24 protein-coding genes are annotated in these 22,039 nt (G+C 66.7%); 3 read left to right on the forward strand and 21 right to left on the reverse strand.

From position 1 onward, the window contains the following. Positions 1-36: 36 nt before the first annotated feature. From BKX93_RS09845 to BKX93_RS09915, 15 genes are all read right to left on the reverse strand, one after another. Positions 37-786: a type II secretion system protein N gene (locus tag BKX93_RS09845; RefSeq protein WP_083340490.1), complete on the reverse strand. Its 750-nt coding sequence runs from the start codon at positions 784-786 to the stop codon at positions 37-39. Further along, positions 783-1,292 carry a type II secretion system protein GspM gene (gene gspM / locus BKX93_RS09850; protein WP_070979648.1) on the reverse strand — a complete coding sequence of 170 codons (510 nt, stop codon included), beginning with the start codon at positions 1,290-1,292 and terminating at the stop codon, positions 783-785. The genes BKX93_RS09845 and gspM overlap by 4 nt, the downstream gene beginning before the upstream one ends. A 2-nt stretch (positions 1,293-1,294) precedes the next feature. Then, the gene (gspL, locus tag BKX93_RS09855; RefSeq protein WP_070979649.1) at positions 1,295-2,485 is read right to left on the reverse strand and encodes a type II secretion system protein GspL; all 1,191 of its coding nucleotides are present in this window, start codon (positions 2,483-2,485) and stop codon (positions 1,295-1,297) included. Beyond that, positions 2,442-3,431 (reverse strand): type II secretion system minor pseudopilin GspK, encoded by a 990-nt coding sequence (gspK, locus tag BKX93_RS09860; protein WP_186009517.1) that lies wholly within the window; start codon positions 3,429-3,431, stop codon positions 2,442-2,444. The genes gspL and gspK overlap by 44 nt, the downstream gene beginning before the upstream one ends. After that, on the reverse strand, positions 3,428-4,012 hold the full coding sequence (locus BKX93_RS09865; protein ID WP_046155572.1) for a type II secretion system protein GspJ: 585 nt from the start codon (positions 4,010-4,012) through the stop codon (positions 3,428-3,430). Before BKX93_RS09865 ends, gspK begins: the two co-directional genes overlap by 4 nt. Continuing rightward, a complete protein-coding gene (gspI, locus tag BKX93_RS09870; RefSeq protein ID WP_046155573.1) occupies positions 4,009-4,389 on the reverse strand; it encodes a type II secretion system minor pseudopilin GspI in 381 nt (126 codons plus the stop codon). Before gspI ends, BKX93_RS09865 begins: the two co-directional genes overlap by 4 nt. Then, positions 4,386-4,862 carry a prepilin-type N-terminal cleavage/methylation domain-containing protein gene (locus BKX93_RS09875; RefSeq protein WP_145929291.1) on the reverse strand — a complete coding sequence of 159 codons (477 nt, stop codon included), beginning with the start codon at positions 4,860-4,862 and terminating at the stop codon, positions 4,386-4,388. The genes gspI and BKX93_RS09875 overlap by 4 nt, the downstream gene beginning before the upstream one ends. Before the next feature lie 22 nt (positions 4,863-4,884). Further along, positions 4,885-5,328 carry a type II secretion system major pseudopilin GspG gene (gene gspG, locus BKX93_RS09880; RefSeq protein ID WP_160300405.1) on the reverse strand — a complete coding sequence of 148 codons (444 nt, stop codon included), beginning with the start codon at positions 5,326-5,328 and terminating at the stop codon, positions 4,885-4,887. A gap of 95 nt (positions 5,329-5,423) precedes the next feature. Continuing rightward, on the reverse strand, positions 5,424-6,635 hold the full coding sequence (gene gspF / locus BKX93_RS09885; RefSeq protein WP_070979653.1) for a type II secretion system inner membrane protein GspF: 1,212 nt from the start codon (positions 6,633-6,635) through the stop codon (positions 5,424-5,426). Beyond that, positions 6,635-8,095: a type II secretion system ATPase GspE gene (gene gspE, locus BKX93_RS09890; protein WP_046155575.1), complete on the reverse strand. Its 1,461-nt coding sequence runs from the start codon at positions 8,093-8,095 to the stop codon at positions 6,635-6,637. Before gspE ends, gspF begins: the two co-directional genes overlap by 1 nt. Beyond that, positions 8,092-10,239, reverse strand: coding sequence for a type II secretion system secretin GspD (gene gspD / locus BKX93_RS09895; protein ID WP_070979654.1), 2,148 nt, complete (start codon positions 10,237-10,239; stop codon positions 8,092-8,094). The genes gspE and gspD overlap by 4 nt, the downstream gene beginning before the upstream one ends. A 9-nt stretch (positions 10,240-10,248) precedes the next feature. Further along, positions 10,249-10,860 carry a type II secretion system protein N gene (locus tag BKX93_RS09900; protein WP_070979656.1) on the reverse strand — a complete coding sequence of 204 codons (612 nt, stop codon included), beginning with the start codon at positions 10,858-10,860 and terminating at the stop codon, positions 10,249-10,251. Positions 10,861-11,154: 294 nt separating this feature from the next. Next, a complete protein-coding gene (locus BKX93_RS09905; RefSeq protein WP_070979658.1) occupies positions 11,155-12,936 on the reverse strand; it encodes an acyl-CoA dehydrogenase in 1,782 nt (593 codons plus the stop codon). Positions 12,937-13,090: 154 nt separating this feature from the next. Continuing rightward, the gene (locus BKX93_RS09910; protein WP_070979660.1) at positions 13,091-14,023 is read right to left on the reverse strand and encodes an electron transfer flavoprotein subunit alpha/FixB family protein; all 933 of its coding nucleotides are present in this window, start codon (positions 14,021-14,023) and stop codon (positions 13,091-13,093) included. Positions 14,024-14,026: 3 nt separating this feature from the next. Beyond that, on the reverse strand, positions 14,027-14,776 hold the full coding sequence (locus BKX93_RS09915) for an electron transfer flavoprotein subunit beta/FixA family protein (protein WP_021479161.1): 750 nt from the start codon (positions 14,774-14,776) through the stop codon (positions 14,027-14,029). Positions 14,777-15,016: 240 nt separating this feature from the next. On the opposite strand from BKX93_RS09915, the gene BKX93_RS09920 reads away from it, so the two are divergent. Further along, positions 15,017-15,433: a MaoC family dehydratase gene (locus tag BKX93_RS09920; RefSeq protein ID WP_046155580.1), complete on the forward strand. Its 417-nt coding sequence runs from the start codon at positions 15,017-15,019 to the stop codon at positions 15,431-15,433. Between the two features lie 2 nt (positions 15,434-15,435). Here the strand turns inward: BKX93_RS09920 and queG are convergent, their stop codons facing one another. Continuing rightward, positions 15,436-16,473, reverse strand: a complete 1,038-nt coding sequence (gene queG / locus BKX93_RS09925; protein WP_326980815.1) for a tRNA epoxyqueuosine(34) reductase QueG — start codon at positions 16,471-16,473, stop codon at positions 15,436-15,438. Positions 16,474-16,510: 37 nt separating this feature from the next. On the opposite strand from queG, the gene tsaE reads away from it, so the two are divergent. After that, positions 16,511-17,005 carry a tRNA (adenosine(37)-N6)-threonylcarbamoyltransferase complex ATPase subunit type 1 TsaE gene (gene tsaE, locus BKX93_RS09930; protein ID WP_046155582.1) on the forward strand — a complete coding sequence of 165 codons (495 nt, stop codon included), beginning with the start codon at positions 16,511-16,513 and terminating at the stop codon, positions 17,003-17,005. Next, positions 16,963-18,204: an N-acetylmuramoyl-L-alanine amidase gene (locus tag BKX93_RS09935; RefSeq protein WP_021479157.1), complete on the forward strand. Its 1,242-nt coding sequence runs from the start codon at positions 16,963-16,965 to the stop codon at positions 18,202-18,204. Before tsaE ends, BKX93_RS09935 begins: the two co-directional genes overlap by 43 nt. A gap of 67 nt (positions 18,205-18,271) precedes the next feature. Here BKX93_RS09935 and yacG read toward each other — a convergent pair whose 3' ends face one another. Genes yacG through BKX93_RS09960 form a run of 5 tightly spaced genes read right to left on the reverse strand, consistent with a single transcriptional unit; the run spans position 18,272 to position 22,006 of the window. After that, positions 18,272-18,463: a DNA gyrase inhibitor YacG gene (yacG, locus tag BKX93_RS09940; protein WP_046168374.1), complete on the reverse strand. Its 192-nt coding sequence runs from the start codon at positions 18,461-18,463 to the stop codon at positions 18,272-18,274. 5 nt (positions 18,464-18,468) lie between these two features. After that, positions 18,469-19,227 (reverse strand): cell division protein ZapD, encoded by a 759-nt coding sequence (gene zapD / locus BKX93_RS09945; protein ID WP_031297029.1) that lies wholly within the window; start codon positions 19,225-19,227, stop codon positions 18,469-18,471. Positions 19,228-19,263: 36 nt separating this feature from the next. Continuing rightward, the gene (coaE, locus tag BKX93_RS09950) at positions 19,264-19,878 is read right to left on the reverse strand and encodes a dephospho-CoA kinase (protein ID WP_046155583.1); all 615 of its coding nucleotides are present in this window, start codon (positions 19,876-19,878) and stop codon (positions 19,264-19,266) included. Continuing rightward, on the reverse strand, positions 19,863-20,783 hold the full coding sequence (locus tag BKX93_RS09955) for a prepilin peptidase (protein ID WP_046168368.1): 921 nt from the start codon (positions 20,781-20,783) through the stop codon (positions 19,863-19,865). The genes coaE and BKX93_RS09955 overlap by 16 nt, the downstream gene beginning before the upstream one ends. Then, a complete protein-coding gene (locus BKX93_RS09960) occupies positions 20,783-22,006 on the reverse strand; it encodes a type II secretion system F family protein (RefSeq protein ID WP_046168367.1) in 1,224 nt (407 codons plus the stop codon). The genes BKX93_RS09955 and BKX93_RS09960 overlap by 1 nt, the downstream gene beginning before the upstream one ends. Between the last annotated feature and the right edge of the window lie 33 nt (positions 22,007-22,039).

Genomic DNA, 22,039 nt, shown 5'->3' on the forward strand with positions numbered 1-22,039 from the left:
TGCACAATACGACAGGCGCCATTTTTCAAAAAAACGTCACATACCCGGCTTCACCTGCCAGCTGACGCTGGTCGGGCCGGCCGGTTGGCCCAGCATCAGCATCAAGGGCTTCAACGCATCGTACTTGTCCTGCGGGCTGTCGGCTGTGCCTGCCATGTGGAAAGCGCCGCCGGCCGGCAACGCGCCCTGGCCGCTGAGCATCAGCGGCCCTTCCAGCGTCGACAGATTCAGGTTCAGCCCCTGGCCCGTGCCGGCGACATCCAGCTGGTAGCTGCCGAAGGGCAGCACCGTGGTCAACGGCGACGACGCGCCGCGCCAAGCGATCTGCACGGCGCCGCTGACGTCCTTGCCCTGGCGCGCCAGCTGCGGAATGTTCAGCTGCAGCTCGCCGCCCAGCCGCGCCGCCTGCCAAGTCTTGGACAGATCGGCCAGCGCCGCCACCGGCAGCGACAGCGCGAGCCCCCTGACCTCCTGCTTGCCGAAGCCCAGCTGCAGCATGCCCGGCTGGCCGGCGCTGTCCAGATGCCAGACCAGCAGGCCGGACAGCAAGGCCTTGGGCTGCCATTTCCACGCCAGCGGACTCATGCTGCGCACCTCGCCGGCCTGCCCTAGGTAGACCAGCTTCGCGCCGCCGTCCCAGACCGTGCCCCTGGCTTCGCTGACGCCCCAACGCCCATCGCTGTAGCGCGACACCGGCCAGGACAGCCAGCTGGCCGGCAGCGACGACAACAAGCCGGCCAACAGCAGCGCGGCCACGCCCAGCCATTTCAAGATCCGCTGTCTCATGCCGCCGCCCCCGCGTGCGCCAGCAGCGCCTTGATCTTCACCTGCCCCGGCACCGGCTGCGCCTCCGCCTTGACGTTGACCACCCGCACCTGTTGCTGCGCGGCCAGGATGCCGACGAAGCGCACCCAGTCGTCGAAGCCGACCACGCCATCCATCGACACGCCGGAATCGCCGTCGGCGTTGAATTGCAGCCCGGCCACCGACAGGCCCTGGCTCTTGGCCGTCTGCTGCAGCAGCGGGATCAGCTCCTTGGCCGGCAGCGGCGTCTGCGCCGGTTGGCGCTTGAGCTTGGCGGCCTCATCGGCCAATGCGCTCACCGCGCCCAATTCGGCCTGCAGCCGCGCGACCGAGGCCCGGTTGCGCTGCAGGGACGAGCTGGCCGGCTCCCATACCGCCAGATACAGCAGCGTCGCGCCCAGCACCGCGGCCATCGCCGCCAGCAGCCGCTGTTCCCGCGGGCTGCGCTGGCTCCAGTATTCGAGAAATTGTTGCTTGTAGGCTTTCATCGTCACGGCTCCCGCGCCACCACCAGTTGCTTGCTGCCGGGCTGGCTGCTCGTCGCGTCCAGCATGATCTGCCGCGCCGCCAGCAGCTTGCGCCAGCGCGCCAGGCTTTCCGCCGGCACCTCGCCCACCTGCAGCTTGAGCCTGCCGGCTTCGTACTCCAGCGTCCGCACTTGCAGCTCGCGCCCGCTGACAGCCGCCAGCGCGCCCATCAGCTCCACCAGATCGTCGCGCGCCGGCTGGCCGTGACTGAGCCTGAGCTTGTCCACCGCCCGCGTCATCGCCAGCGCGCTGCTGCCGGGCTGCGCCTGGCCGCCTATCCACGGCGTGGCCGCCGCGCGGATCTGCTGCGACAGGCTGTGCTTCCGCCACGCGTACCAACCGGACTGGCCCAGCGTCAGCGCGATCTGCGCGATCAGCAGCCCGCCCAGCAGCCAGCCGGTCTTCTTCAGCGACGGCGCCCAGTCGCGCCAGTAGCGGTTGGCGGCCAGATCGCCCTGGGCGAAGTCGTAGCCGCCGTGGCGGCGGCCCCTGCGCCAGTCGTGCGCGTCGCCGCGCGCGGCCTCGCCCTGCCAGCCGGGCAGATGGGCCAGCACCTCGTCGGCGCTGTCCACCCCGTGCAAGCGCAGCCGCGCCGGCTGCGCCGCCGCCAGCAGCGAGGCGAACAGGGCGCGCTCCATTTGCCCCCCCGCCCGCGGCAGGCTGGCCGCGTACGGCGCGGCGGCGCGCACCAGCCAGCGGTCGGCCAGGCGGGTCACGCTCCAGCCGTCGGCCGGCGGCGGCGAGAGCAGGCACTCCTCGGGCACGATGCGGTCGCACAGCCGGCCCAGGTTCTTGAGCATGGCCACCGCGCGCCGCAGGCCGGCCGCCTCGGTGACCGCCACCGCGCGCCGGCCGCCGGCCAGCGCCTCGCCCAGCGCGTAAAGATTGGCGCCGGGATCGTTGGCCAGTCCCTCTTCCAGCGCGAAGCCGATCACGGCCGGCGTCGGCTGCTTGACCGCGTCGGGCAGCTTCACGTCGGTGAACAGCGTGCGGCCCGCCGGCAGCACCAGCTCGCACTGCTCGGCCTTGGGCCAGCCGCCGGGCGCGCTGTCTCCCTGGGCGGAGAGCTCGCCGCGGGCGTTCAGCAGGGCCCAGGGCAGGCCGGGCTCGCTATCGGGCCAGCCCGGACGCAGATAGAGTCGCAGCGTCGTCATGTTTGTCTCCACCTGGCCGCGCCTGCTGGCTGCGGCCATTGTTGCCTTCTTGTCGCCAAACCAGTTTGACGATGTTCTGATTGCTGTAAATCATCGCCCGCATCGACAGCCTGGCCTTGCCGTAGCCCGCCCGGCTGTTCAACAGGAAATAAGAGGATCCGGCGCCGATGTCCACGTCCGGAAAGACGAAGCCGCCGCCCGGCAGCCTCGCCTTGAAATCGTTGGCGTCCTTGAAGTAATTGGTCTGCCGCTGCTTCATCAGCACCATCAGATTGCCGTCGCCCATGCCGGGCAGCATCGCCTTCAGCACCTCGCCGGTCGCGGTGTTGACGTTGATCTGCGTCACCGACGGCGGCAGCGCCGCGATATGCGGCGAAAGCTTTTCCATCACCTCGGTCGTGTAGCCCGGCAGCCAGCGCAGCATCTCCACCCGCGTCAGCGGGCGATTGGGCTGCGGCGCAGCGGCCGCGCCGTCCCCGCTCGGCTTGTCGTCTTCGTCCTTGCCGCCGCGCAGCTCCTTCAGCAGCGGTTCCGACAGTTTGCCCGGCAAGCCCAGCGAACTGAGCAGCCTCTTGTAGAATTTCAGCTGCTTGGCGTTGGTCTGGCCATTGAGCACCAGCGAATTGATGTTGAAGCGGCCCTGCAGGTCTTCCAGCGCGCCGCTCACCTTCACGCCCTGCGCCTCGGTCTGCGGCAAGGGCTGCGCCCACAGCTGGGACAGCGCCACCACGCCGTTGCCGGCCGGGCCGTTGTTGAAGCGCAGGATTTCCATCGCCCAGCCCAGGCCGGCGTCGGCCACCAGCCGCAGCTGGGCTCGGCTCTTGTCGTTCTCCAGCTGGTGCCACCACAAGCCCTGCTGCCACAGCACCAGGCTGGCCGCGGTGGTGGCCAGCGCGACGATCAGCAGCGCCATGATCACCGCCATGCCGGATTGCCGCCGCCTCATGGCAACACCCATATCCGCCGCGCCTGCTGCTTGCCCGGCATTCTCACCCGCATTTCCAGCGCCCGGGGCACGCGCCCCTGGGCCGCGTCGCCCATGGGCCACGCCTCCTGCCAGCTGCCGTCGTTGAGCAGCACCCGCCAATCGACGCGCATGTCGCGCCCCAGCAGCGCGTAAACGATGGGCGACGCGCCGCCGGCGTCTCCAGCCGACCAGCTGACGCCGCCCTCGCCGCTCTGGTAGACGATGCGCTCCCGTCCGCTGGGGTAGCGGGTGGACACCGCCTCCAGCATCAGCGCCTGGCCCTTGCCGTCCGGCTGCAGAACCAGGCTGCTGACGCCCAGCGTCAGCCCCTGCTGCTGCTCGGCCGCGTTGGCCGCCGGCTGCAGGCCTCCCAGATCGCTCTCCAGCCGGCGGAAGGCGCGCGCCACGTCCACCCACTGCTCGCCGGTCTGCATCAGCCGCTCGCGGGCGATCAGCAGCGAGCCGAAAGCCTTGTAGCCCATCACCGACAGGATGGCCAACAGGCTCATCGCCACCAGGATTTCCAGCAGCGTCATGCCGCCCTGCCGCCGCGCGCTCAACCGCCGCCTCCCGCCTGCTGCCGTAGGTAGCCGGTCATCTCGGCCAGCACGTAATGCCCGGCGCCGGGCGCCAGGATGCGCACCGTCACCTTGCGGAAATTGGGATTGGGCGTCGGCGAGATTTCGCGCTCCCAGCGCCATTCGACGCCATCTTCCTTGCTTTCTCCGGCCTGCTGGCCCGGCTCCGGAAACTGCCGCAGCGCCTGCAGCATCGCGATCTGGTTCTGCGCCTCCCAGTTGGCCTGCATCCGGCGCTCCATGCCTTCCGCGTTATCGGCGGCGAGGCCGGTGGCGCGCAGCAGCGCGCCCAGCGCCACCGCGATGATGGCCAGCGCGACCAATACCTCGAACAGGGTGAAGCCTTGCTGCCGCCTCATGAGCCGTCCGCCACCGTCACCCGGCCCAGCGGCGACTGCAGCACGCTCAGCCGCCGGCCGGCGCCGTCCAGCCTGAGCGCCAGCACCGCCGCCCGGCCGTCCTGCCACAGCAGCAGCGGCCGATCGCCCTTCCAGGGCTTGCCGTCCTGCAGCGCGCCCTCGCCCGATATGCCGTCCGGCCATTCGTGCGCGGCCAGCAGCTCCTCGGTCACCGGCCGCCATTCGCCGTCGTCGTCCTGCCGGCTGAAGGCATAGCCCTTGCCATTCCAGCTGAGCGCCAGCGTGTCGCCCATCTCGGCCAGATCGCCGGCCTGCTCCAGCACGCGCGCGAAGCGGTAGCCCTCGTCATTCAGCTGGCGATGGGTGTCCGGCCTCAAGCTGAGCGTGACGGTGGTGGCGAGCACGCCGATGATCAGCATCACCACCATCACCTCGATCAGCGTGAAGCCGCGCGCGCGCGCGGCGGAGGTCACGTTGCCTCTTCCCGGACCCGGCTTACTTGCCGCTGTCCCAGTTGCCGATGTCGGCATCGTTGTTCTCGCCGCCCGGCTCGCCGTCGGCGCCGAAGCTCCAGATGTCGATCTCGCCGTGAGTGCCCGGATTGGCGTACTGGTAGGCGTTGCCCCACGGATCCTTGGGCAGGCGCTCCAGGTAGCCGCCCGGCTTCCAGTTCTTGGGCTCCGGCGCGGCGGTCGGCTTCTGCACCAGCGCCGACAGGCCCTGGTCGGTGCTGGGGTAGCGGCCGTTGTCCAGCCGGTACAGCTTCAGCGCCTGGCTGATGGCGCCGATGTCCTGCTTGGCGGCGACGATGCGCGCCTCGTCCGGGCGGCTCATCACCTTGGGCACCACCAGCGCGGCCAGCACGCCGAGGATGACGATCACGACCATAATCTCGATCAGGGTGAAACCGCGTTGAGCGGCGCGACGAACTGCTTTCATGTTTTCTCCCGAATGCATGCCGGGAATGCTTCCCGGCGTCTCTTCCAAATCATTGCGCCCGCCGCGGCGGGCCCATTCTCTATCCATGCGAACACTCAATGCACCATCTGGTTCATGTCGATGATGGGCATCATGATGGCCAACACGATCAACAGCACCATGCCGCCCATCACCAGGATCAGCAGCGGCTCCATCAGCGTGGTGAAGGTGGCCAGCTTGCGCTCCACCTCCTGCTCCTGCTGCTGGGCGGCGCGGTCCAGCATGTGGGACAGCGTGCCGCTGGCCTCGCCGCTGGAAATCAGGTGGATCAATACCGGCGGAAACTGGCGGGTGGCGTTCAGCGCGCGCGACAGCGACACGCCCTCGCGCACCTTGGCCATCGCGTCGGCCACCGCGTCCTGCATCGGCAGCATCGTCATCAGGCCGCGCGCGGTTTCCAGCGCGGTCAGCAACGGCACGCCGGACCCGACCAGAATCGACAAGGTGCTGGCCATCCGCGCGGTGTTCAGCGCGCGGAACAGCCGGCCGAACACCGGCAGCTTCAGCACCCGGGCGTGGAAACGGCGCTTCAGCGCCGGCGCGCGCAAGGCGCGGACGATCAGGAAAGCCGCCGCGACAATGCCGATCAGCATGACCACGCCCCACTGGCGCAGGAAATCGCTGCAGGCCACCAGCGCGCGGGTCAGGAAAGGCAAGGTCTGCTTGGTCTGGGCGAACACGCTGACCACCTGCGGCACCACGTAGCTCATCAGGCCGCCCACCACCAGAATGGCGACCAGCGTCACCACCGCCGGGTAGGCCAGCGCCAGCGTCACTTTCTGCTGGGTGTTCTGCCGTTTGTCCAGGTATTCCGCCAGCCGCGACATCACCATGTCCAGGTGGCCGGACTGCTCGCCGGCCTGCACCAGCGAGCGGTACAGCGGCGAGAACACCCCTGGCGCCGACGACAGCGCCTGGGCAAAGCCCTTGCCCTCCAGAATGTCGCTGCGCAGGGCCGCCAGCACGGTGCGGCTGCGGGCGTTTTCCGATTGCTCGGTGACGGCGGTCAGCGCCTTCTCCAGCGTCAGGCCGGCGTTGAGCAGCGTCGACAGCTGCTCGGTGATCATCACCAATTCGGCGCGCGGCAGGCCGCGGCGCAGCACATTGCTGCCGGCGCCGCCGGTCTTGGCGTTGACGCTGTCCACCGACACCGGCAGCAGGCCGCGCTCCCTGAGCTGCCCGCGCGCCGCGCGGGCGGAATCCGCCTCCAGCAGGCCGCTCTGCTCCTTGCCCGCCGCGTCGTAGGCGGTGTACTTGAAGGCCGCCATCAGCTCCTCGTCACCCGCAGGATTTCTTCCAGGCTGGTCTCGCCGGCCTTGACCCAGCGCATGCCGTCATCGCGCAGGCTGCGCATGCCATGGCGGCCGGCGTGGTCGCGCAGCCGGTGCTCGGAGGCACGGTCGTGGATCAGCCGCTGCATGGTGTCGTCGATCAGCATCAGCTCATAGATGCCGTAACGGCCCTTGTAGCCGGACTGGCTGCAGGCCGGGCAACCGACCGGACGGTAATGCACCGTCTCCGGCGCGTCGTCCAGCGGCACCGGATGCGGCGCCTTGCATTGCGGGCAGACGCGCCGCACCAGCCGCTGCGCCATCACGCCCAGCAAGCTGGAGGCCAGCAGGAAGGGCTCGACGCCCATGTCGGTGAGCCGGGTCACCGCGCTGGCGGCGTCGTTGGTGTGCAGCGTGGCCAGCACCAGGTGGCCGGTCAACGATGCCTGCACCGCGATCTGCGCGGTTTCCAGGTCGCGGATCTCGCCTATCATCACCACGTCCGGGTCCTGCCGCAGGATTGCGCGCAGCGCCTTGGCGAAAGTCATGTCGATGCGGGCGTTGACCTGGGTCTGGCCGACGCCGTCCAGGTGGTACTCCACCGGGTCTTCCACCGTCATGATGTTGGTGTGGGCCGAGTCCAGCCGCGACAGCGCCGCGTACAGCGTGGTGGTCTTGCCGGAGCCGGTGGGGCCGGTGACCAGCAGGATGCCGTGCGGCTGGCGGATCAAGGTATCCACCGAGGCCAGCGTGTCGGCGGCCATGCCCAGCGTGGCCAGGTCCAGCTTGGCGTTTTCCTTGTCCAGAAGACGCAGCACCACCCGCTCGCCGTGGCTGGTGGGCAGCGTCGACACCCGCACGTCCACCGGCCGGCCGCCCAGGCGCAGCGAGATGCGGCCGTCCTGCGGAATGCGCTTCTCGGCGATGTCGAGATTGGCCATGATCTTGATCCGCGACACCATCGCCGCGTGCAGCGCGCGATGCGGGCTGACCACGTCGCGCAGCGTGCCGTCCAGGCGGAAGCGAACGGTGGAGCGATCCTCGAAGGCCTCGATGTGGATGTCGGACGCGCCGTCGCGCAGCGCCTGGGTGAGCAGCGCGTTGATCATGCGGATGATGGGCGCGTCGCCCTCGCTTTCCAGCAGGTCCTCCACCGTCGGCAAGGACTCGACCATCTGGTTCAGGTCCATGTCCTGGCCGATGTCGTCCACCATCTCCGCCGCCGCGCCGTCGCGGCTGGCGTAGTGCTCGGACAGGCGCTTCTCGAATTGGGAGGCCGTCAGCGTCTCCACGCCCGACAGCTCGCCGCCGTGCACCCGCAGCGCCTCGGCCCAGGCCGCCGGCCTGGCGTCCTCGCGCAGCAGCAGCACCCGGCCGACTTCGCCGTCCAGCAGGATGACCCCGTTGGCGCGGGCGAAGGGAAAGGGCAGCAGCGTCGCGAACTTGGCTTGCATCATTGCTTGGCCTTGGCGTTGTCTTCCGACTTGTTCAGCGTATCCAGCGCATTCAGCGCGCCGTGTATGCTGCCGGCCGCCGGCGCCTTCAACTGGTCGTTCAGGCTTAGCGGCAACTTACGGTCTGCATTCCGCATCGCGTCTTCCATCACATAGCCGTAGCGCTCGCCGGCCACGGCGCGATTGCCGATCTCGTCGCGAATGATGGTGGGGCGGATGAAGATCATCAGATTGCTCTTCTTGCGCTCCTTGCCCTGATACTTGAACAGATTGCCGATGACGGGGATATCGCCCAGCAGCGGCACCTTGTCCTCGGCGTTGGTCGTGGTTTCCTGGGTCAAGCCGCCCAGCGCCACCAGCCCGCCGTCGCCGACCGTCACCACCGTGTCCAGCGTGCGGCGGTTGAAGGTCGGGCCGGCGGCCGCGTTCAGCGTGGTGGCGTCGATGGAGTCGGCCGCTTGGCTGATCTTCATGCGGATGGTGCCGCCCTCGGATATCTGCGGGGTGATCTTCAGGCCGAAACCCACCGTCTTGCGGTCATAAGTATTGTAAGGCGCGTTGGAGGTGCCGCTGGAACCCGCCGGGTAAGAGGCGCTGAGCACCCCGATCTCCTGGCCGATCACGATCTTGGCTTCCTCGTTGTCCATCGTCACCAACTGCGGGCTGGCCACCAGATTGCCTTGCGCCTCCTGCTCCAATGCCTGGGCCAGCAGGCCCAGCGTCGGGATCTGCACGCCGCCCACGGTGATGGTGTTGACGATGGCTGCGGTCAGGCCGCCTCCGGTCAGGCTGCTGACCAGCGAGCTCAGCGGCGTGCTAGGCGTACCGGAGGCGCCGCCGCTGCCGCTCGGCAGCAGGGAAGGCGAAGCCGGGCCGGGCAAGCTGTTGCCGATCAGTCCGTTGCCATGCACATTGGCCGCCCACTGCACCCCAATCTTGGTGGCGCGGCTGGCCGTCACTTCCATCACCAGCGCTTCGACGTAAACCTGGGCGCGGCGCTTGTCCAGCAGGTCGATCACGTTGCGCAGGTTCTGATACATCGGGTCCGGCACGTTGAGGATCAGCGCGTTGCTGTTGCTGTCGGCCTGGATCATCGTGCCGATGCCGGCGCCCGACGGCGCGGAGGACGAAGACGCGGCAGAGGCCGCGGCGCCCGCGCCGGCGTCGGGCGAGGACACCGGGTTCTGCGCCGAGGCGCCGTTCCCCGTGCCGGCGCTGGTGGCGGAAGACATCAGGCTCGCGCCGCCGCCAGTGGTGGTCGCGGTATTGATCGTGCTGCGCGCCTGAACCGGACTGCCCTCGCTGGCCAGCAGCAGGCGCAGCGTCTTGGCCACCTCGGACGCCTGGGCGTTTTTCAAGTACACCACGCGGACATTCGAGCCGGCCTGGCTGGGCTGGTCCAGCACCTTGAGCAGGCTCTTGACCTTGCCGATCTTGCCCGGGGTGTCGGCGCGCACCATCAGCACGTTGGCGCGGGCGTCGGCCAGGATGGTGGTCTTGCCGCCGTCGGCGCCGCCCTCCTGCATCAGCTTGTTCAGCGAATTGGCCAGCTCCACCGCGGAGCCGAACAGCACCGGGATCACCACGGTGTCGCCCGCCGCCGCCGATTCCACCGATTCGATGATGGATTCGATGCGCTGGATGTTGTCGGCGTAGTCGGTGACGATCAGCGCGTTGGACTGCGGATAGGCGGCCACCGTGTTGTTGGGCGACACCAGCGGCCGTATCACCGGCACCAGCTGGTTGGCGTTGCTGTTTTTCAGCGCGAACACCTTGGTGATCAGACGGTCGCCGTCGCCGCGCGGAATGTTCTTGCTGGCCTTGGCGTGCAGTTTGGCGTCCGCTTCCGGCACGATCTTGATCACGCCGTTGCCCTCCACCGCGGAGAAGCCCTGCAGACGCAGGGACGACAACAGCACCTGGTAGGACAGCGCGCGCGGCACCGGCCGGCTGGAAACGATGTTGACCGTGCCCTTGACGCGCGGATCGATGATGAAGTTCTTGCCGCTGATCTCGCCTATCGCCTTGACCACGGTCTCGATGTCGGCATTGACGAAGTTGAGCATGACCGTATCGTTTTGCGGCGCGGCGAGCAGATTGCAACTGTAAACCAGGGCCAGGGCGGCGACGAGCTTGGAAATTCGCATTGCACTCTCTTATTGGCGAATCATCGCGGCGGGATCCACCGCGGGTTGAGGCTGGGCATCGGGTACGGCGTTCTGGCCCGGAATCGGAATGGGTACGGCGCCGGGCATGGGCTGGGCCGGCTGCATCGCGGGAGGCTGCGACGGCGCGGATTGCGGCATGTCGCCGCCGCCTCCGCCGCTCTGCCGCTGCAGCGGAACGAACTGCTCGTTGCCGCCTGAGCGCAAGGTGACGCCATTGGGCGCGACCTTGACCAGCTCCCAGCCGTCAGGCGTCTGCTTGCCCTGCAACAGCGGCTCGGGGTGGCCGTTGCTGTCGATGATGGCGAAGCCCTGCACGCCGTCGCGGCTGGGCGCGTACACGCCCAACAGCCGGACCGGCGGCAAAGCCGCCACCGGCTGCTGCGGCGCCTCGCCGAACCAATGTCCCTGCGCGGCCGCGGCCGCGGCGGCCTGCGGCTGGGCCTGAGCCAGATCACGGTAGTTTGGCGCGGAAGGCGCGAGCAGCGCGCTCAACTGCTGGCCCAGCCAGAAAGCGGCCAGTCCCAGCGCCGCGGCCGGCAGGGCCTTGTGCCACTGCCGGCCCGGCAGCCGCCAGCGGCTGAAGTCCAGCTTGCGGCGCATGATTGTCTTGTCCCCTGAAACCATCGGCCTTCCGTATCGTAAATTTGCTGAGCGACTATCACAGCAGGCACGCTAGATTAAGCAGCAAGAGCACGATTTTGCAATAGGCCGCCTGAATATTTGATGACAGATAAAAATTTAGTCATCGTTAATATTTACAGCCAACTCGCTTGCCGCTTGATTCTTATCGCATCCGAACAAGAAATTCACATCGGGAAAAAGCAAACTTTCGGCATTTTCGCATAAAAAAACGCCGCGGCGAGGCCGCGGCGTCCGCATGTCGGATCTAGCCGGTCAAAACTGGCTGTCATCCAGAGCAAGCGCGCTATCGGCGCCATTCAGGATCGCCGCCGCCAGGCCGGAAACCTGCGGCAGCAAGTGCTCGGCGAAGAAACGCGCGGTGATGATCTTGGCGTTCAGGAAATCGCTGTCCGCATCGGCGTCCTGCAGCTTCTCCTTGGCGATCAGCGCGGCGCGGCCCAGCTGCCAGCCGCCCAGCACGATGCCCATCAGTTTCAGGAACGGCACCGAACCGGCGGCGGCCAGCTGCGGCTGGGCGCCGAAGGTTTCCAGGATGAAGGCGACGCAGCGCTCGGCGTCGGCGATCGCTGCGGAGAGGTTGCCGGCGGCGGAATCGAACCCCGCGGCCTGCAGCTTGTTCGCCGCAGACTGCGCCTCGGCCAGCAGCGCGCGGGCGACCGCGCCTTGATCCATCGCCGTCTTGCGGCCGATCAGGTCCAGCGCCTGGATGCCTGTGGTGCCTTCGTAGATGGCGGTGATGCGGGCGTCGCGGTAGTACTGGGCGACGCCGGTCTCCTCGATGTAGCCCATGCCGCCGTGCACCTGGACGGCCAGGCTGGTGATCTCGTTGGCCTGCTCGGTGTTCCAGCCCTTGACGATGGGAATCAGGAAATTCAGCAGCGCCTGGTTGCGGGCGGCTTCGTCCGCCACCGGATGGCGCGCGGCGCGGTCCAGCGCGGCCGCGGCGTAGAAGGTCAGCGCGCGCTGCGCTTCGATCTGGGCGCGCATCGTCATCAACATGCGGCGCACGTCCGGGTGCCGGATGATGGCCACCCCGGCCGGATCGGGCGAACCCACCGCGCGGCTCTGCACCCGATCGCGCGCGTACTCCACCGCTTTCTGGTAGGCGCGCTCGGACACCGCCACGCCCTCGATGCCCACGCCCAGGCGGGCGTGGTTCATCATGGTGAACATGTAGTTCAGGCCCTTGTTCGGCTCGCCGACCAGGTAGCCGACCGCGCCGTCGTTGTCCCCGAAGCTCATCACCGCTGTCGGGCTGCCGTGGATGCCCAGCTTGTGCTCCAGCGACACGCAGCGCACGTCGTTGCGCGCGCCGAGCGAGCCGTCGGCTTTCACCAGGAACTTGGGCACGATGAACAGCGAGATGCCCTTCACCCCGGCCGGCGCGTCCGGCAGGCGCGCCAGCACCAAGTGGACGATGTTCTCGGCCATGTCGTGCTCGCCCCAGGTGATGAAGATCTTCTGGCCGCTGACGCGATAGCTGCCGTCGGCGGCCGGCGTCGCCTTGGAGCGCACTTGGGCCAGGTCGGAGCCGGCCTGCGGCTCGGTCAGGTTCATGGTGCCGGTCCACTGGCCGCTGGCCATCATCGGCAGATAGACGCTCTTCAGCTCATCCGATGCGTGATGATGGATAGCCTCAACCGCGCCCAGCGTCAGCAGCGGCGCCAGCGAGAACGCCAGATTGGACGAACACCACATTTCCTCCACCGCCGCCGCCACCAGCGCCGGCATGCCCTGGCCGCCATATTCCTCCGGCGCGCGCAGACCCACCCAGCCGGATTCGACGTACTGCCGCCAGGCATCCTTGAAGCCCGGCGCGGCAGTCACTTCGCCGTCCTTCCACTTGGCGCCCTGGTCGCCCTGCTTGTTGATCGGCGCCAGCACGCCCTCGGCGAACTTGGCGCCCTCTTCCAGCACCGCGTCGGTGAGTTCCACCGAGCACTCGCCGTAGCCCGGCAGCCCGCAGATCGCCGCCAGATCGGCCAGCTCGTTCAATGCAAATCGGATGTCTTTGATTGGGGCGTGATAAATCATCGCGCTTCTCCTCTGCTTCTCTCGCGTCGGCCCGCGCCGCGGGCCATAAAAAAAACCGGCGCTCCCTGATTGGGCGCCGGCTGCTGTTGTTGGTTCCGGCGGCTATGCTGCCTGCTCGGTCGGGGGCGCTTGCGGCCGCGCCCCCGGCTGTCGCTTACTTCGACAGTTCGGCGATCAGTTCCGGCACCACGGCGAACAGGTCGCCGACGATGCCGTAGTCGGCCACCTGGAAGATCGGGGCCTCCTCGTCCTTGTTGATCGCGACGATCACCTTGGAATCCTTCATGCCCGCCAGGTGCTGAATCGCGCCGGAGATGCCGACGGCGAAGTACAGCTGCGGCGCCACCACCTTGCCGGTCTGGCCGACCTGATAGTCGTTCGGCGCGTAGCCGGCGTCCACCGCGGCGCGCGAGGCGCCGACGGCGGCGGACAGCTTGTCGGCCAGCGGGCCGATCACGGCCTTGAACTGCTCTTCCGAACCCAGCGCGCGGCCGCCGGACACGATGACCTTGGCCGAGCCCAGCTCCGGACGGTCGGACTTGGTCAGTTCCTGGCCTACGAAGGCGGACAACTGGCTGTCGGCGCCGGCGGCGATGGTTTCCACCGCGGCCGAACCGCCCTGGCCTGCCGCGTCGAAAGCGGTGGTGCGCACGGTGATCACCTTGATCGCGTCAGCCGACTGCACGGTGGCCAGCACGTTGCCGGCGTAGACCGGCCGCACGAAGGTGTCGGCCGACTCGATGGCGACGATTTCGGAAATCTGGGCGACGTCCAGCAGCGCGGCGACGCGCGGCAGCAGGTTCTTGCCGAAGGACGAGGCCGGAGCCAGCACGTGGCTGTAGTCCTTGGCCAGGCCGACAACCAGCGCGGACAGGCTTTCGGCCAGGCCATGCGCGTAGTGGGCGGCGTCGGCCAGCAGCACCTTGGCCACGCCGGCCACGCACTTGGCGGCATCGGCTGCGGCGGCGGCGTTGTGGCCGGCCACCAGCACGTGCACTTCGCCCAGCTTGGCCGCGGCGGTGATGGTGTTCAGGGTGCCTGTCTTCAGGCTCTGGTTGTCGTGTTCAGCGATAACGAGAATAGCCATGTCTTACAGCACCTTTGCTTCGTTCTTGAGTTTGGCGACCAGTTCGGCGGCGTTGGCCACCTTGATGCCGGCGGAACGCTTGGCCGGTTCGGCCACTTTCAGCGTTTTCAGGCGCGGAGCGGCGTCAACGCCCAGATCGGCCGGCGTGGTCTTGTCCAGCGGCTTCTTCTTGGCGGCCATGATGTTGGGCAACTTGATGAAGCGCGGCTCGTTCAGGCGCAGGTCGGCGGTGACCACGGCCGGCAGGCGCAGCTTGACGGTCTCCAGGCCGCCGTCGATCTCGCGGATCACGTCCACGGTCTCGGCCGCCAGGTCCACCTTGGAGGCGAAAGTGCCCTGGGACCAGCCCAGCAGCGCGGAAGTCATCTGGCCGGTCTGGTTGGCGTCGTCGTCGATCGCCTGCTTGCCCAGGATCACCAGTTGCGGCTGCTCCTTGTCGGCGACGGCCTTCAGCAGCTTGGCCACCGCCAGCGGCTGCAGCTCGACATCGGTTTCCACCAGGATGGCGCGGTCGGCTCCCATCGCCAGCGCGGTGCGCAGGGTTTCCTCGCACTGCTTGACGCCCATGGACACGGCGATGATCTCGCTCACTTTGCCGGCTTCCTTCAGACGCACCGCCTCTTCCACGGCGATCTCGTCGAAGGGGTTCATCGACATCTTGACGTTGGCGATATCAACGTCGCTGCCGTCGGCTTTGACGCGGACTTTCACGTTGTAATCGACAACGCGTTTCACTGCGACTAGAACTTTCATATTCCTCCAGCAAACTTCTGTGGGTTAATCGAACGCGGAAGGCAACGACGGCCAGCAGAGCCTGATTATGCCCCAAGCAAAATTCAAACGAGCGTTTGGTTTGTACGCGCCGGCGCGGCGCGTGGTGAAAATGCAACTCGGCGTCGATAGTACGTCATTTCCCTGCGGTTTGCATTTCAGGCCAAAGCTGTCACAATGCACTGCAACATTTCCCCGTCATAAATCTCACAGGGAGTTGTCATGACCGTCTATTTCGAGGATCTGGCCGTCGGCGCCAGCGCCGAAACCGGCAAAACCATCACCGAGGCCGACGTATTGCTGTTCTCCGCCGTCAGCGGCGACAACAATCCCGTGCATCTGGACCAGACCTACGCCGCCACCACGCCTTTCGAGACCCGCATCGCCCACGGCATGCTGACCGCCAGCCTGATCTCCGGCGTGATCGGCACCCGCCTCCCCGGCTACGGCACCGTCTACCTGTCGCAGTCCACCCGCTTCAAGGCGCCGGTGCGCATCGGCGAAACCGTCACCACCCGCGTCACCGTCGAAGAGCTGATCCCGGAAAAGAAACGGGTGCGCCTCTCCACGCAATGCCGCGTCGGCGACAAGGTGGTGCTGGAAGGGGAATCGCTGGTGATCGCGCCGTCCCGCAGCTGAAATCAACAGGACTGGCCGTGCCGGGCCAGCGCCCAGCGCACCGGCTCGGCCACCAGCTCGTCGGGAAAGTCCAGCCGCCTGCGCAGCGCGGCCACCACTTCCGGCGTGGTCGGCGCGTTGCCCAGGCCCACCGCCAGATTGGACAGCCACTTGTGATAGCCGATGCGGTAGATCGGGCTGCCCGCCATCCGCTCGCGGAACTCGTCCTCGCTCCAGTCGAACAGTTCTACCAGACTGGCGCCATCCAGACCATGACGCACCGCAAAATCAGCTTCCGCTGTTAAAGCGCCGAAACGGTTCCATGGACAAAACAGCTGGCAATCGTCGCAGCCGTACACCCGGTTGCCGATCAAGGGCCGCAGCGGCTCCGGAATCGCCCCCTTCAATTCGATGGTCAGATAGGAAATGCAGCGGCGCGCGTCCACCGTGTAGGGTTCGATGATGGCGCCGGTGGGACAGACATCCAGACAGCGCGTGCAGCGGCCGCAATGGCCATCTTCGGCCTCGTCCGGCGGCAGCGGCAGGTCGGTCAATATCTCGCCCAGGAAAAACAGCGAGCCCTGGCGCTTGGTCAGCAGCAGCGTGTGCTTGCCGCGCCAGCCCAGGCCGGCCTGGGACGCCAGCGCCACCTCGGCCAGCGGCGCGCTGTCGGTGAACACCCGGTGGCCGAACGATCCGACCGCGCCCTCTATGCGCTCGGCCAGCTTCTGCAGCCGGTTGCGCAGCACCTTGTGATAGTCGCGCCCCAGCGCGTAACGCGACAGGTAGGCGCGCGACGGGTCGGCCAGCACCTGCTCGGCCGGCTCACCCCCCGGCCAGTAGTTCATCCGCAGCGAAATCACCGACAGCGTGCCGGGCACCAGTTCGGCCGGCCGCACGCGCATCGCGCCATGCCGGGCCATATAGTCCATCTCGCCGTGATGCCCGGCCGCCAGCCAGGCTTCCAGCCGTTGTTCCGCCTCCGGCGGCAGCGCCGCGCGCGTGACGCGGGCGTCGGCGAAACCGGCTTCGCGCGCCCAGGCTTTGATTTGGCGCGACAATTCGGGATAATCCGGTTTTTGAGGAGGATTCTCAGTCATGGCGATGGATGATACCAGCGTTCAAAGCGGCGGCCTGCCCGACGAGAGCGCGACCCTGGCGCTGGGCGCAGCCTTCGCCGCCGCCGCGGAACCCGGCCTGACCGTCCACCTGCTGGGCGATCTGGGCGCGGGCAAGACCACGTTCACCCGCGGCCTGCTGGCGGCGCTGGGCCACCGCGGCAAGGTGAAAAGTCCCACCTACACCCTGGTGGAAAGCTACGCCTTACCTGAATATAGTGTCCATCACTTCGACCTGTACCGCTTCGCCGATCCCGAGGAATGGAACGACGCCGGCTTCAGCGAATATTTCGGCCCGGACAGCCTATGCTTGGTGGAGTGGCCGGACAAGGCCCGCGGACTCGCGCCCGCGCCCGACATCGCGCTGGAACTTGCCGTCGACGGAGATGGTCGCACCTATCACTTTCAAGCCCTGAGCCAAACCGGACAGTCATGCCTGATTCGACTTTCGACCCAAAACGCCGCGCGCTGCTAGGCGCAGCGGCCGCCACCTTTCTGATCGCCGTCAGCCGAAAAGGCTGGGCGGCCGGCAGCCAGATCGTCGCCTTGCGCATCTGGCCGTCGTCCACGTACACCCGCATCACGCTGGAGTCCAGCGCCGCGATCCAATACAAGCAGTTCACGCTGGCCAATCCGAACCGGCTGGTGATCGATCTGCAAGGCGTGCAGCTGAACGGCGTGCTGAAGGACATCAGCGGCCAGATCGCCGCCGCGGATCCTTATATCCGCACCGCCCGCGCCGGCCAGTTCGACCCGGACACGGTGCGCCTGGTGCTGGACCTGAAGACCGACGTCAAACCGCAGGCCTTCGCGCTGGCGCCGGTGGCCGAATACCAGCACCGGCTGGTGGTGGACCTGTATCCGGCCAGCGGCCAGCAAGACGATCCGCTGCTCGCGCTGCTGCAGGACTACAACAAGGGCAAGATGGAGCAGCCCCCAGCCCAGATCAAGCCCAAGGCCAAGAACAGCGACCGCCCCATCGTGGTGATGCTGGATCCCGGCCATGGCGGCGAGGACCCGGGCGCCATCGGCCTGCAGGGCAATCGCGAGAAGGACGTGGTGCTGAAGATAGGCCACCAGTTGAAACAGCTGATCGACGCCGAGTCCAATATGCGCGCCTACATGACGCGCAGCGACGACGTGTTCATCCCGCTGGGCGTGCGCGTGGCCAAGGCGCGCAAGCTGAACGCCGACCTGTTCGTCTCCATCCACGCCGACGCCGCGCCCAACCGCGCCGCGCGCGGCTCCTCGGTGTTCGCGCTGTCCGAGAAAGGCGCCACCAGCGCCTTCGCCAAGGCGCTGGCGCAGACCGAGAACAATTCCGACCTGGTCGGCGGCGTCAAGATCGGCAGCAAGGACAAGTATCTGGCGCACACGCTGCTGGATCTGACCCAGACCGCCACCATCAACGACAGCCTGAAGCTGGGCAAGACCGTGCTGGGCCAGCTGGGCGGCTTGAACAAGCTGCACAAGAACGCGGTGGAGCAAGCCGGCTTCGCGGTGCTGAAAGCGCCGGACATCCCATCCATCCTGGTGGAAACCGCCTTCATCTCCAACCCGGAAGAAGAGCAGCGCCTGATCACCGCCGAGTTCCAGCAGCAGATGGCCAACGCCATCTTCAGCGGCGTCAAACGCTATTTCGCCTCCGGCGCCGCGCTGGCCGCGCGCGCCTGAACGGCCAGCCGCCAAAACAAAACCGCCGGGCAGCTTGGCCTGGCGGTTTTTCGTTTGCCTGCGCGCTTCAGTGCGTCGGCGGCGTTTCTCCGGGCGGAGAGTCCTCCTCCGCCGGCACCCGGTAGGTCTCGCTGGCCCACTGCCCCAGATCGATCAGGCGGCAGCGCTCGCTGCAGAACGGACGGTAACGGCTCTGCGGCTCCCAGCGGACTTCGGCTTTGCAGGTGGGACAGGCGACTATGCGTACGGATTCGGACATGATGCTCAAAACTTGCAATTGGTCAGTTGGAACTCCACATCCTGCTCGGTCTGGCGCGGCCGGGTCTCGCCGGTCACCGCGTTGACGAAGCGGATGTTGAGCGCGTACTTGTTGGCGGACAGCTCGGGCAGCAGTTCCAGATTATCGTCGTAGGCGACCTGGATCAACTGCACCACCTTGCCGCCGGACATCTGCTGGAACGCGCCCTTGCGGGCAACGTAATGATAGGTCTTGCCGCTGTCGCGCAGCAGGTGCAGCAGGATTTCGGCGGCGTCGGCGGTAGGCATCAGCGGCGCGGCCCAGCGGCGCAGATCCTGGCGCCGGACCTCGGCGGAGCGCTGCTGCCACAAATGGTAGGACGGCAAGTCGAACTGGCAGGTGCCGCCGGGAATGCCGGCGCGCTGCTTGATCGCCATCAGCCACTCGTTCTCGCGCAGGTTCTGCCCGAACTTGCCGGTCAGCGCCAGCAACTGCGACGACGCGCGTTCGATCTCCTCCAGCACGCCTTCCAGCGTTTCCTCCGCCACATTGGGATTGTCGCGCAAGGCCTCCAACATCTGCTTCTGCCGCTCCAGCTCCTGCAGCAGATCGGCCTTCAGGTCGGCGCGGGACGCCGTCTCCATCAGCTCGAACAGAACCTGCAGCGCGGCGTGATGATCATGCGGGTGATCCTTGCCGATAAAGTAGGCCAACCGCCCGTACAGATACTCCAGACGGAGCAGAATACGGGTGCGCTCGGTGACAGGAAATTCGAAACTGATCACGGCAGATCTGCCCTTCTCCACGGCTTGCAGCAAGCCTTATAACAATGCTTTGACAAGATTTGCCAGATAATAACTGTGTTTGGCATCAACTTGAAGCCTCAATTCTGCCAAGCCGCCGCTATTGTCGATGACATCGTCGGCGCGGCTCAGCCTCTGCTCGCGCGGCAGTTGCGCGGCCATGATCGCACGCACCGCCTCCGCGCTCAATCCGTTGCGCCGCATCACCCGTTCCACCTGGACCTCTTCGCGGCAATCCACCGCCAGCGTCCGCGCCAGCAAGGGCAGATAACGGTTGCTTTCAAACAGCAGCGGCACCACCAGCACCGCGTAATCCCCGGCAGCGGCCTCCAGCCGGCTCAAGCTTTCCGCGTGGATGGCCGGATGCAGGATGGCCTCCAGCCGATGCCGCTCCTCCGGATCCGCGAACACTCTCGCCCGCATCGCCGCGCGGTCCAGCGAACCATCGCCGGCCAGCGCCGACGGGCCGAACGCGCGCTCGATCGCCGCCATCGCGGCGCCGCCCGGCCCGGTCAACAGATGGGCGATGCTGTCGGTGTCCACCACCGGCACGCCCAATTCGGCGAAGCGATCCGCCGCCGCGCTCTTGCCGGAGCCTATGCCCCCGGTCAATCCCACTACCGGGATAGCCATGCCAAATATCCATTCATGATCTGCGGCCCCCACACCAGCGCGATCCAGCCTGCCGTCGCCAGATAGGGGCCAAAGGGAATCTGCTGCCCGCCCCGGACTTTGGAAGCCGCCATCAGCGCGACGCCGAACAACGCGCCCACCAGCGACGACAACAGGATGATCAGCGGCAACATGCTCCAGCCCAGCCACGCGCCCAGCGCCGCCAGCAACTTGAAATCGCCATAGCCGAAACCTTCTTTGCCGGTCAGCAGCCGGAATCCGTGGAACACCAGCCACAGCGACAGATAACCGAACACCGCGCCCCACACCGCGTCGCTCAGCGGCACCAGGCCTGTCTGCAGGTTGAACAGCAGGCCGCCCCACAGCAACGGCAAGGTCAGGCTATCCGGCAACAGCTTGGTGTCGAAGTCGATGAAGGCCAATGCCAGCAGACACGCCGTCAACGCCAAAGCGCCGGCCAGCGGCCAGCCCCAGCCCAGCTTCCAGGCCAAAAAGCCGAACAATGCGCCGCTCAGCAGCTCCACCAGCGGGTAGCGCCAGGCGATGCCAGCGTCGCATTCGCCGCAACGGCCGCGCAACAACAGAAAACTCAGCAGCGGCACATTGTGCCAAGGCCGCACTGGCGCATGGCAAGCCGGGCAATGCGAGGCGGGCCGCCACAAATTGTAGCCCTTCCCGTCGTCAAGCTCATTCCTGGCCTGCTGGGCGGCCAGCCGCAGCGCGGACGATGCGCCGTCTTCTGCAAGGTATTCGACGCTATCCGCCAAAAACTCCCGCTCCAGCATCTTGGGCAGGCGATGGATCACCACATTCAGAAAACTGCCCACCATCAAGCCCAACAGCAGCGCCGCGCCGGTCAACCAGGCAGGATGGGTGGCCAACAGCCATGTCATGTCGTCCAGCATCAACCCACCACCTGGCCCATCTTGAAAATCGGCATGTACATCGCGATCACCAACCCGCCTATCAATATACCCAGTATCACCATGATCGCCGGCTCCAGCAGACTGGACAACGCGGCCACCGCATTATCCACTTCTTCCTCGTAAAAGTCGGCCACCTTGTCCAGCATCTGGTCCAGCGAGCCCGACTCCTCGCCGATCGAGGTCATCTGCAGCACCATATTGGGAAACAGATCGGTGCGCTGCATCGAATAGCTGAGGCTGGAGCCGGTGCTGACGTCGGACTGGATGCGCCGCGTCGCCTCGGCGTAAACCTGGTTGCCCGCGGCGCCGCCGACCGAGTCCAGCGCCTCCACCAGCGGCACCCCGGCGGAGAACAGCGTCGACAACGTGCGCGCCCAGCGCGCGATGGTGGCCTTGCGTATGATGTCGCCGATCACCGGCAGCCGCAGCAGAATGCGGTCCATCTGCTCCTGCATCTTGGGCGTGCGCTTGAACGCGTAGAAAAAGGCGAAAATCGCGCCGAACAGGGTGCCGAAGATCAGCCACCAGAAATGGACGAATTGATCGGACAGCCAGATCACGAACAGCGTCGGCGCCGGCAGGTTGGCGCCGAAGCTGGAAAACAGGTCCTTGAACGCCGGGATCACGTAAATCATGATCACCGCGGTGATGATGAAGGCGGTGCCGACGATGGCCGAAGGATAGATCATCGCCGATTTGATCTTGGACTTGATGGCCATCACCTTTTCCTTGTAGGTGGCCAGTTTGTCCAGCAAGGTGTCCAGCACGCCGCCCGCCTCGCCGGCGGCGATGATGTTGCAGAACAGCTTGTCGAAATACAGCGGACGCTTGCGGAACGACTCCGCCAGCGACAGGCCGGTTTCGACATCCGCCCTCACTTCCAGCAGCATCCGCGTCACCGCCGGATTGCCGTGCCCTTTGGCCGCGATGTCGAAAGCCTGCAGCAGCGGCACGCCAGCCCGCATCATCGTCGACAACTGGCGGGTGAACAGCGTGATGTCCTTCTCGGTGATTCTCTTGCCGAAACCGCTGCGACGGCGACGGATCTTGGCGACATTGATGCCCTGCCGCCGCAGCTGGGTCTTGGCGACAGTCTCGGACTCGGCGCGCAGTTCGCCCCGTATCATCTTGCCGGACTTGTCCTTGCCTTCCCATTCCCAGATGTAGCCTGGATTCGCTTTCTTGGCCGCCGTGGTCGCCATCGCCCCATTTCCTCTAATTAACGCCGTGGGTCG

Source organism: Chromobacterium vaccinii (genome assembly GCF_001855275.1).
In the GTDB taxonomy this organism is placed as follows: Bacteria; Pseudomonadota; Gammaproteobacteria; order Burkholderiales; family Chromobacteriaceae; genus Chromobacterium; species Chromobacterium vaccinii.